The organism is Sulfurimonas sp., assembly GCF_032250635.1.
Taxonomy (GTDB): Bacteria; Campylobacterota; Campylobacteria; order Campylobacterales; family Sulfurimonadaceae; genus Sulfurimonas.
Window position 1 is genome coordinate 1 of record NZ_JAVVFL010000087.1, and the last position, 8,653, is coordinate 8,653.

Genomic DNA, 8,653 nt, shown 5'->3' on the forward strand with positions numbered 1-8,653 from the left:
AGATTTTTAATCCTAAACTTTAGGTCTCTTTGTTTGTGGAGGGGAATTATAGGGAGTGGTAGCTTAGCGGATTCTTAAATCGTAAAAAGATTTAAGAAGATTTTTTATACATCACCATATGACATAAAATTTCCACTTATTTATCGCTATTTATTTCTATATATGCAGGTTTTGAAAAATTTGGAACATCATCATATGAAAAAACCGCATAATATTTATGTACATCTTTATCGCCAAAATTATCATATGTATAACTATCTACTCCGCCATAAAGTTTCTGCCCATCGTACGGTGAACAAGGCACTCTAAATGGGTTCTTTACAACAATAGCACCCCTGTAACCGTCATCTTTGGGTAAATCCCACTCAATCTTTATCATATCGTTTTCTATTGACTTTCTAAGATTGGAGACCATTGGCGGTGGATTTCTTCTCTTTTTTATATAATTGACAATAAGAGAAGGTCTTTTTTCTCTTATTGAATCCATGCAACTTATATATTGGGATTTAGAAAGCAGCTTTTGCGCAGACGCAGATATAATAAAGACCGCTTTTGAACTTTCTCTGTTTTTTATAGAGTTCTCTACCATCTCATTTATAGAGTGTGTGTCAAAAACAAATCTTTGAGTCGGTGTTTTTTTAATATCGGAGATACTAAAATCATAACCGATTCTCTCAATTATTTTTCTTTCTCTTATTTTTTCATAATTTCTCTCCTCACAATCTAAAACCATCTCTGTATGAAAACGCAAATTACTGTCTGAATTTATATCATCAACATAAAGCTCTATGTAAGAGGTTGATATTATGCTGTTTTCCATATGAGGTAGTTGAGAAAGATCAAACTCAAAACATGCATACTCTTCCTGAGCATCCTTATCAAAACCTGCAACTAATTTGTTCTGCGTTACACCACTTTTTGATACTGTATATTCATGCATAGACCGAAGTTCTATTTTTTCTTCGTTTAATGTATATGAAATATCCAGTTTTGGTCTGTATGTAAGCCCGCCGCTAAACTTTCCGTATCCGATATCCCACTGCATAAGCTGTGAAGCACGATCAAGAGGAAGAGATGATGGACCCTCCATGCGAAAGAGTGCCTCTCCTCTCTTTAGGGAATCTTGCAAAACATCCAACTCCTGCTTTGCAAATTTATACCTTCTCCAGATTCCCTGAGAGAGCTGTGCCGAACCCGTGGGTCTATCGATATAACTAAGCACTTTTGCATTTTTTATCTCTTGGAAACTGCTAATATTTTCTATACTTCTTTCATCAATCTGCCCGACACGCCACTCTCCAAAATTCTCTACTTGAACCGACACTCTGTTCATTGGGTAAAAAGAGATTGATGCACCGGTTATAATTGCATTTTGGGGAACTGTACTTAAAGAGAAGCCGCAAACACCAAAGCACTCTCCTTTACTCTCGCTAACCCCGACAAAAAGAGAGTTATTCCCAAAATGCTCAGGATTTTTTTTCGTCTTCTCGCCGACATAACCTATCTTTTCTGCTAAAGGATATAAAATTTTGGAGAACATGCTCTCCGCCGGTTTTGTTCTAACACCGAGCACTTGTCCAAAAGGAGATTTTATCTGCCTTGCTTTACACACTGCTCTAATATAATAGTAGTAATTTGTAGATGAAGGTAGATTTTTATCAGTGTATGTTTTTAATTTTGTCATACCAATTCTATTTGAACTTTGGGCAAAACCCTTTTTATTTTTTGAGCGATAAATTTCAAAATATATCACATCGTTATCAATATAATCCCATGTAAGCTCCACCTCCTTTGAGCCCACATCAGTAGCTATAAAATTTTCAACTCTTGGCAGAGATTGCTCTTTTTTATAGTTATTTACCTCTGAGAGTGCATATATGATGGCAGGTAAATTTTCATCAATATGCTCGCTCATATGCTCCATATAATCACTTATATTTCTGGTCCCAACTTCAGCAACCAAGGATAAAACACCATGTGAATAGTAAAATTCCCTACCGCTTCCGGAGATAAGATGAACGGGAGGTTTGCCCATGTGAACACCGTACTCGCGATCGGACTCTTTTCTTATCTCCTCTGCCATATTTCCTGCAAGAAGATTTAAGTCTATCGCATCAAGTGCATCCTCATGCATAAAGTTATGAGCGGGGAAGAAGACATTGCCTTGTGAGTGATAATCCAGAGCTATCGTAATATTTTTATGCGCTAGAAAAAAATCTCTCAAAGCCATAGTTTCAGGCTCGCTAAAAGCGCTTGGTCCAGAGTATATGTTTGATGTAGTATTTTTATTCGCAATAAATCCTACGCTAAAATTTCTATTTAAGTCGACGCCAAAACTTCCATCTGCATTTTTTCTTCTGTTTTTTCTCCAAAAGGAGAAATGGTTTCTGGAGTATTCAAATCCGTCGGGATTTGCACATGGAACCATGTAGAGAGTCGTTCTGTCTAAAATACTATTTAGCTGAGGATCATAATCGATATGGTCCATTATATATTTGGCAAAACTAAGTGAGAGCTCTATGCCTATCCACTCTCTGGCATGAATTGTTCCCGTATAAAAAAGTGCAGGTTTTTCTAAATGCCTATCTACGTTTTTTGTAATACTTACCGCTATAATATCCCTATCTTCCCAAGTTTTACCGATGGATTCAACTTTAAAAAGATTTGGATTGCTCTTTTGTGCATTTTTAAAAAATTCTACACACTCGCCATACGAACTATACTGTTGTCTCAACTTTTCACCCTAAACTACTTTATGAAAGATTTAGCCCACTGCTGAATCTTCTCTTTTGAGTCCGTAAAATATTCTGATAGTTTTTCAAAAGATGTTATCTCTTTCTCATCAACCAACTCTTTGATGCTAACGGCAACATCCTCTTCCATCCCCTGAAGCGTCATCAACTCAGTCAAAGATACATCTTCTACTTTATAAAGTTTAGTTTCACTGATCTTAGATGATGCAGCTTCACTCTCTCCTTTGACCATATCTGGGAGTTTGTCCTCACTTAGAGGAGGCTCTATTGACGCGGGAACATCAGATGGATTTGACTCGTCTGTTTGCTCCATATCAAAACTGCCTTTATCTGCTAACCAGTAAGCACCGTCCGCAGATGGCTCATACTTTGCGAAATATAGGTGTCTCAGAGTTCTTAAAACAGAAGGATCCATTTTGCCAAGCTCTTCCCATGAAAAGAGCGGAACATGAGGAAGTCTAAACTTGCCACCGCTCAAATCCCACATGATATATTGACCTATCCAATCTCTTACATACGGAAAAGCGGCAAATGCCGTCGCGCACTCTAAAATATATGGTTCATCTGTATTTTCGTCTATTGCTATATCGCAAGCCCAATACTCCGCTTTTGCAGCTTTACTTGCTTTGACCGCCAGTTCAAGTACGTTCATAGGAACATTTTCATAACTCATAGTTCCGCCCTGAGAAGTGTTTGTTATCCACTCTCCTTTGCCCGAATAGCGCCAAAATGCACAGATTGGCTTATGACCTATGAGCATAACACGGATATCTCCGCTATCTTTTAAAGGTATAGCGTCTTGTGAATAGATTGGCTTATACTTTTTTTCTGCTAAAAGTGATTTTGCTTCTTTATAGTTATCAACTTTATGAACAAAATATCCACCGTAGTTGGAAGCTCCGTAACTTCTTTTTACAATCTGTGGATAGTGACAACTCTTAAAGTGCTCATCTGCCTCTTTTTCATCATAAGTTATAATTGTTTTTGGAGCAGCAACGTCATATTTATTACAAAAAAGTGTTACATTCTCTTTAGATTTATTGCAAAACTGTGTCTCAATTGATGGGATAAACCTTACATGAGGCAACGCCTTTGCAATCTCTTTAAAGGTCTCGTATGCTGTTGCAGGAATATTACCGACTAAAACATCGATACCTTTTTGTTTTACTTCCTTTATAAATCTCTCTTTATCATTTTTCCAGTGATATGTAACAGTTTCTATCTTATCTGGCCACCCTTTAAAATTGCTATAGTCAAAAAATCTAAGCACATAATCTAAATATAAAAATCCTACCTTTGGAAGCTTCTTTTTTTCTTGCATCTACTTATCCTTTTTTGTTTTTCTATCTATTAAATCAACTATCATGTCAATCTTTCTATCATTAAAAGCAAGCCCCATTTTCTCTTGCTCAGGAGTGGCAAAAGCTGGTATGCCGTTTACTTCAAGAACTACATACTCCTCTTTTTTTCTATCATATATAATATCCACCCCGGCTATATCTACACCACATGTATTTGCCGCTTTGATGGCAATATCTACAATTTCATCGTTTGCTTCTCTCATAAATACACTTCCGCCGCTTGTAACATTTGTTCGCCAGTCGGTCGCACTTGCCTTTCTTCCATAACAGCCTATGAATTTGCCGTCCACTATATCTATTCTAAAGTCTGTATTGTCATAATCTATAAATTTTTCTACATAAAAATATCTTAAATCCATTTGATTTAAAAACGGCATTAACATATTAAGAGTCTCTTCATTTTCAATTTTTGTAAGACCTACTCCGCCCCAGCCGTCCGTTGGCTTATAGACCATCTTATCCCATTTTTTGATTATTTTTTTTAGCTCATGCCCATCATCTCTGTGACATAACTTATAGTCAGCCGTTTTAATTCCATTATTTCTCAATACCAAAGATGTATGAAATTTATCCTCAGTCAATGCAAAAGATTCATAAGAATTTATCATAGGAATAAGACGATTGAGCGCTTGATAAAGATACATCTGGTACTGCGTCTGCTCTCCTGCGTTATATGAAAAAAAGAGGTCTAAATGATTTAATTTTTCCCCTTGGTAGATAATATTACTATTCCTTGCTATTGCATGTCGTAAATTAATATTATCAAGTGTCTCTATATCTCTATCTTTTAATTTTTTTATGATTTTTTTGGCAATTTTATCGCCACCGCTGTTTGTATAAAGCCACATACCGATTTTTCTACTTGACATTTGACACTCCCCTTAAAAATCTGATTTTTCTATAAAATAAGCAAAAAGTGCTCTGCTCAACTCGATTCTGCTCTTGAAACTCTCTTTGTTTGCTCTCTCTTTAAGAGTATGATCTCCATCTCCGTAGGGACCAAAACCATCAAGTGTTACAACCCCGCATGAGCTCATGGTATTGGCGTCGCTTACTCCTCCGCGCTCTTCATATTTTAAAGCTGTGTTTGTAATCTTTTGTATTCTCTCAACCAACTCAAGAGATCTCTCTGATGTCTGCATAACATCTCTTTGAATGGCGCCTCTTAGTTTTGAAGTCGTTCCATTCACATAAGAGTGTTGCACAATAGCCTCTATTGCAGACAAGACTCTATCTCTCTCCTGCGTAACTTTATATCTAATCTCAAATGTCAATTGCGCATGAGGAGATATAGTATTTGCCCCTATACCGCCTTCTATCTTGCCGACATTTACAGTAGTGCCTTTTGATAAATCAGTAAGCTTTACCAACTCTTGAAGCTTATAGGACGCTTCCAGATTAGCATCATGTCCATCGCTGTAGCAATTTCCTGCATGAGCGGCCTTGCCCTCAATGTCTATAAAAAAAGTACCGACTCCTTTTCTGCCCGTCACTACCTCTAGCTCTACTCCTGCTGCTTCATAAACAAAGCAGTAATCATAATTTTTTGCTATTTTTGATGTCAAAAACTTTGAGTCATCGCTTCCAGTCTCTTCATCGCTTACCAGAAGAATGTCTATATTTTGTATCTCAATATTTTGGTTTTTGATCTCACGAAGTGCCTGAAGTGCGACAATATTTCCACCCTTCATATCGCATACGCCTGGACCGTAAACCCACTCGGTATCTTCATGGTAAATCTCAAATTTCTCGGGAGGAAAAACTGTATCTAGATGACCTAAAAGTAGCAATCTTTTTGTATTTTTACTATATTTGGAGGTGTAGTGGCGGTGAGAGCCTATAAGCTCTCTCTCATGTACTTCAACATGAAATCCCAACTCTTTAAACCATTTATCAAAAAGCTCCCCGACTCTGTCTACACCTGGCTTATTTTTTGTGTATGAATTTATCTCAACTACACTTTTTAAATCGTTCAGATAAGTCATACTGTTTCCACATGTTAAAATAATATGTGAGGATTGTACTATATAGTAAGTTTATATTTTATAAAAGAGGGCGTACTTTGGTGAAGGTAGTAGTTATAATGGTGGAGCTTAGAAGATTATTTTCTTCTAAGTTCTTTAATACGAGCTTTTTTACCCGCAAGATCACGTAAGTAGAACAGTTTAGCACGACGAACACGACCGCGACGAATCACTGTTATCTCGCTAATAGAGTCACTATATAGTGGAAATATTCTCTCAATACCTATGCTGTTAGCACCGATTTTGCGAACTGTAATAGTTTTGCCAGTACCCTGACCTCTTTTTGCAATACAAACACCCTCGTAATTTTGTACACGAGTTTTGTCACCTTCTTTAATTGTTACTGCCAAACGAACAGTATCACCCGCACGAAAGTCTGGAATAATTTTCTCGTGCACTTGTGCTTTTTCAAAGTTTTCTATGTACTTATTTCTCATAAACTCTTTCCTTAATTTTATTTCATAAAATGAAGAGAACCCTTCATATGCTATATTACGATAAAGGAACTCGTCCCTTTATCTACGCTAACGCTAAGTTTTCTTCGGCAGAAAGCCCATTGCACTAGTGCAATTCAAGACTATCTTTGCTTACTTCTGTGCTTTAAAAGCTGCTCTGGTCTGAAGAATTTAGTCTTAGACTCAGACAGAGCTAATTTTAGTGAGCGAATTTTACTGTGATTTCCCTTTAAGTATTCTGATGGAACACAATAGTTTTCATAATTTTGCGGTTTAGAAAAAGAGGGCGCCTCTAGCAGTTCACTCTCAAAGCTCTCTATGCTCAAAGAGTCACTGTTGCCAAGAACACCTTCTACATTTCTTGAAACCGCATCACATAACACCAAAGAGGCAAGCTCTCCTCCGGTTAATATGTAATCTCCAATACTAAAAACCTCATCAGCATATTTTTCTATAACTCGCTCGTCAATTCCCTCATATCTTCCACTCACAAAAGCTATATGGGTCTTTTTTGCCAATCTTTTAGCATCGTTTTGCCTAAAAGGTTTCGCAACAGGAGTTAAAAAAACAAGATGAACATTCTCGTCTTTGGCTCTTAGTTCATCCAAAGCATCAAAGAGCGGCTGAGGATTCATAACCATTCCGGCGCCTCCGCCTACAGAGGTATCATCAACTTTGGCATGTTTGGAGCTGCTATAATCTCTAGGATTTATAAACTCAATATTTAAAATCTTTTTTTCAATAGCTCTTTTTAAAATAGAGTCGTTAAAATAACCCTCGACTATATTTTCAAAGAGTGTTACAAAAGTAAATTTCATTATGAAGCTTCTAGAATATCTATGCCGCCACTAACGGTTATTACTTTCTTATCAATATCAGTGCTTATCGCAAAAGGCTTGTTAAATGGTATCAAAAAAGTTTTTGCAAAACCTTTTTCCACTAATTTTTCATCAGTTTTTACACTTAAATAATTAGTAACCGAGATTCTCTCAACCTCTTCGACAACTCCTAAAACTTCTCCATCTTCTACTACAGTGCAGCCCTCAATATCGAACCAAAAATATTCGCCATCTTCTAAATGACACTCACTTCTTGTTCTCTCTATCGTTGTATAGAGCCCTTTATTTGTAAGTTTTTTGGTGTCTTCAGATGAAGAGTATCCCAAAAATTTCACAAGAGCTCTCTCGTGGTTTATCTCACTTATAGTCAGACTCTCTTTTTCATTTATGAAAAAAGAGGCGCCTTTTTTAAACTGCTCTGGAAAATCACTTTTTATGTGGAGCTTCACATCGCCTTTTAAACCGACACTCTTGCCGATTGTAGCAATATGAAGAAGTTTGCTAGATTGCTTCGACATTGATGCGGTAACTTACACCGTCTTTAGCTTTGCAGCCTGAGATAACGGTTTTTATAGCGCCTATCATCTTGCCCTCTTTGCCTATCAGCTTTCCGATGTCAGCTTGATTGGCATAGAGCAAAATTTCAGTTGTTTCATCGCCCTCTTTTACTTCAACTCTTATATCATCAGGGTATGAGGCTATAAGTCTTGCAAATTGTGCGACAAAATCAGCTATCATAATTAACGACCTGTTATCTTTTTAACACGATCACTCATTTTAGCGCCAACGCTTAACCAGTAATCTAATCTTTCGTTATCAACAACCATTGTCTTCTCTGCTACCATTGGATTATAATGTCCAATTAGCTCTATCCAACCACCATCTCTTCTTTTACGTGAGTCTGTTACCGCAATACGGTAAAAAGGTTGTTTTTTTCTTCCCATTCTAGTGAGGCGAATTACTGTTGCCATGTTTTGTCCTTCTCTGCACAAGTCATATTTCAACTTGCTGTATATGTTAAATTTTGCATTCTGAATGCAAATCTATAGACTTCTAAAAGTATATAGATTTACCCTCTACATGCGTTAAATGCCAAGCTATCTTCTAAGAGCTCCCGCGCCGCCCATCTGACCCATCATGGCTTGCAAATCTTTCATGCCACCCTTACCTGAGAGTTTTTTAGCCATTTTACCTGCATTTTTAAACTGTTTTATCATGCGG

At 37.0% G+C, this 8,653-nt stretch carries 9 protein-coding genes; all 9 read right to left on the bottom strand.

Annotated features, from left to right (window positions below):
• Positions 1-136: 136 nt before the first annotated feature.
• Positions 137-2,734, bottom strand: a complete 2,598-nt coding sequence (locus RQ763_RS06495) for a M14 family metallopeptidase (RefSeq protein ID WP_314151869.1) — start codon at positions 2,732-2,734, stop codon at positions 137-139.
• Between the two features lie 14 nt (positions 2,735-2,748).
• Positions 2,749-4,074, bottom strand: a complete 1,326-nt coding sequence (locus RQ763_RS06500; RefSeq protein ID WP_314151870.1) for a hypothetical protein — start codon at positions 4,072-4,074, stop codon at positions 2,749-2,751.
• Complete coding sequence (locus tag RQ763_RS06505) at positions 4,075-4,983, bottom strand: RimK family alpha-L-glutamate ligase (RefSeq protein WP_314151871.1); 909 nt, start codon at positions 4,981-4,983, stop codon at positions 4,075-4,077.
• 12 nt (positions 4,984-4,995) lie between these two features.
• Positions 4,996-6,099 carry a M20 family metallopeptidase gene (locus RQ763_RS06510; protein ID WP_314151872.1) on the bottom strand — a complete coding sequence of 368 codons (1,104 nt, stop codon included), beginning with the start codon at positions 6,097-6,099 and terminating at the stop codon, positions 4,996-4,998.
• 116 nt (positions 6,100-6,215) lie between these two features.
• Complete coding sequence (rplS, locus tag RQ763_RS06515; protein WP_294932278.1) at positions 6,216-6,575, bottom strand: 50S ribosomal protein L19; 360 nt, start codon at positions 6,573-6,575, stop codon at positions 6,216-6,218.
• A gap of 140 nt (positions 6,576-6,715) precedes the next feature.
• Complete coding sequence (trmD, locus tag RQ763_RS06520) at positions 6,716-7,411, bottom strand: tRNA (guanosine(37)-N1)-methyltransferase TrmD (RefSeq protein ID WP_314151873.1); 696 nt, start codon at positions 7,409-7,411, stop codon at positions 6,716-6,718.
• Positions 7,411-7,950, bottom strand: a complete 540-nt coding sequence (gene rimM, locus RQ763_RS06525) for a ribosome maturation factor RimM (RefSeq protein WP_314151874.1) — start codon at positions 7,948-7,950, stop codon at positions 7,411-7,413. The genes trmD and rimM overlap by 1 nt, the downstream gene beginning before the upstream one ends.
• Positions 7,934-8,170, bottom strand: a complete 237-nt coding sequence (locus RQ763_RS06530; RefSeq protein ID WP_294932287.1) for a KH domain-containing protein — start codon at positions 8,168-8,170, stop codon at positions 7,934-7,936. The genes rimM and RQ763_RS06530 overlap by 17 nt, the downstream gene beginning before the upstream one ends.
• Positions 8,171-8,172: 2 nt before the next feature.
• Positions 8,173-8,403, bottom strand: coding sequence for a 30S ribosomal protein S16 (gene rpsP / locus RQ763_RS06535; protein ID WP_294879932.1), 231 nt, complete (start codon positions 8,401-8,403; stop codon positions 8,173-8,175).
• Positions 8,404-8,653: the final 250 nt, after the last annotated feature.

Bases quoted from the DNA above. Each gene is read 5' to 3' on its own strand.
- RQ763_RS06500 (WP_314151870.1), bottom strand. From the start codon at position 4,074: ATGCAAGAAAAAAAGAAGCTTCCAAAGGTAGGATTTTTATATTTAGAT.
- RQ763_RS06505 (WP_314151871.1), bottom strand. From the start codon at position 4,983: ATGTCAAGTAGAAAAATCGGTATGTGGCTTTATACAAACAGCGGTGGC.
- RQ763_RS06510 (WP_314151872.1), bottom strand. From the start codon at position 6,099: ATGACTTATCTGAACGATTTAAAAAGTGTAGTTGAGATAAATTCATAC.
- rplS (WP_294932278.1), bottom strand. From the start codon at position 6,575: ATGAGAAATAAGTACATAGAAAACTTTGAAAAAGCACAAGTGCACGAG.
- trmD (WP_314151873.1), bottom strand. From the start codon at position 7,411: ATGAAATTTACTTTTGTAACACTCTTTGAAAATATAGTCGAGGGTTAT.
- rimM (WP_314151874.1), bottom strand. From the start codon at position 7,950: ATGTCGAAGCAATCTAGCAAACTTCTTCATATTGCTACAATCGGCAAG.
- RQ763_RS06530 (WP_294932287.1), bottom strand. From the start codon at position 8,170: ATGATAGCTGATTTTGTCGCACAATTTGCAAGACTTATAGCCTCATAC.
- rpsP (WP_294879932.1), bottom strand. From the start codon at position 8,403: ATGGCAACAGTAATTCGCCTCACTAGAATGGGAAGAAAAAAACAACCT.